Source organism: Umbribacter vaginalis, assembly GCA_001552935.1.
In the GTDB taxonomy this organism is placed as follows: Bacteria; Actinomycetota; Coriobacteriia; order Coriobacteriales; family Eggerthellaceae; genus Berryella; species Berryella vaginalis.
In genome coordinates, this window is the sequence record KQ959691.1 from 1 (window position 1) to 1,996 (window position 1,996).

The 1,996-nt window shown below is 44.6% G+C and carries 2 protein-coding genes; both read right to left on the minus strand.

What is annotated here, in order from left to right:
- Positions 1-859: radical SAM protein (locus HMPREF3190_RS04450; RefSeq protein ID WP_156425716.1), on the minus strand; the 859-nt coding region annotated here is incomplete at its 3' end.
- Positions 860-893: 34 nt separating this feature from the next.
- The coding region (gene purD, locus HMPREF3190_RS04455; RefSeq protein WP_066780789.1) for a phosphoribosylamine--glycine ligase at positions 894-1,996 on the minus strand (1,103 nt) is incomplete at its 5' end.

The following is a 1,996-nucleotide window of genomic DNA, read 5'->3' on the forward strand; positions in this document are numbered from 1 at the left end:
ATGTGTTATAAGATAAAGGCTGAATGCTGTTCTGATAATCGAATCGATTGTATGTCCAGGCACTACTGTGTGTAAACAACGGATTGCTACCACCCGTTAATAGGTAATCAAGCAGGTCGTAGTACTCTTTTTCTCGGTTGTAATCAACCTCGCCTACGGTACGTGCCAGTGAGCGTGCTACTGATGGTGAGCACATCAACGGATAAAAGGTAGTTTGTGTTGCACCTGTTTCAATCACGCGCTCAACATCGCGGATAAGCATTTCCTTAGTTTGAGCTGGAAAGTTAAATATCATATCAACGTTCATCGAAACAAAATACGGAACTGCATCGCGTACGCGTTGTGCAATAACATCAGCGCTGCCATATTTTTCATAGCGATCCATTTGTTTCAACAAATCATCGTTAAAGCTTTGAACACCAACTGATAAGCGCTGTACACGACCTTGTAATTTTTCCAGATAGTCAGGAATTAAATGGTTGGGATTCGTCTCTGATGATACTTCGCGAATTGAAAATGTTTCACGTGCAACATCGATAGTTTCACACAGTTCATCAATAAGAATAGTGGGAGTACCACCACCTATATACAAGCTGGTAAAATCGTAGCCAAGATCTTTTACCATCTGCATTTCTTTACGCAAATTTGCAAAATATAAACGCGCTTTGTCTTCCTTAAAAGGGAAGCGATTAAACGAGCAATAAGGACATAAACGCTCACAAAATGGAACGTGCATATACAGCATGTAGCTTTTATGCGGATTAGGAGGTGGAACTACTTTTTCATCAGTCAAATGGAGTTTCAGATAGTTTTTAGAAGCCTGATGAACTGCCTTACTTAAAAGTCGTTCGGAAAGCATAATACACCTTTGCGTTTGACGCCTAACTCGTTTCTCACGCGCGCGGGTGCTGCATCTCCTGATAGCCAATATCGTGTCGATAAAACATATCCTTAAAATGGATGCAGTTACAAGCATCGTATGCTTTCTGGCGCGCTGCTTCAAACGATACACCACATGCGGATACACACAACACACGCCCACCAGTTGTTACCAAACTGCCTAATCCGTCACACGTTGTGCCAGCATGAAACACCTGCACAGAGCTATCACGCTCAACTTCATCGATACCTGTTATCGTAAAGCCTTTCTTGTATGCAGCAGGATACCCTCCACTTGCTAACACAACTCCTACGCAGCAGTTATCTGACCAGCGCAAATGAATGTCATCACTGCGGCCTTGCGCAACTGCCAAAAACAACTCAACGGCATCGTTTTCCAAACGAGGAAGAATGACTTGTGTTTCTGGATCTCCAAAACGCACATTAAATTCCAACATCTTTGCGCCCGTTGCTGTAAGCATAAAACCACCATACAATACGCCGCGATAATCGTTCTCGAATTCGCGCGCACAAGCGCTGGCTGCCTGTTGCATGATATTATGCATCTCGTTAAGCTGATTAGCACTTACATGCGACACAGGGCTATACGCACCCATGCCGCCCGTATTTGCACCTTTATCACCATCGAGTGCGCGTTTATGGTCTTGGGCAAGCTCCATACAAAATGCCTTACCGTTGCACACAAATGCAAGCACAGAACACTCAAATCCGTTTAAACACTCTTCTATTACAACGCGCTTACCTGCTGTTCCAAAACTACCTTCAAAACACGCGTCAACTGCGCGATGAGCCTCCTGTTGTGTTGCGGCAACAACAACGCCTTTTCCAGCAGCAAGACCATCTGCTTTTACAACAATAGGCGCAGAATGGCTATCGATATACTCATGCGCTTGTTCAGGCTGGTCACAACTTATGTATGCAGCAGTTGGAATGCTGTTCCGTACCATGAACTGTTTAGAAAAGCTTTTGCTACCCTCTAAACGCGCACCTTGTTTGTCAGGGCCAAAACAAGGAATTCCCTGTTTACGTAAGACATCAGCCACGCCTGCAACCAAAGGCGCTTCGGGACCTACCACCACAAGGCCAACAGCATGAT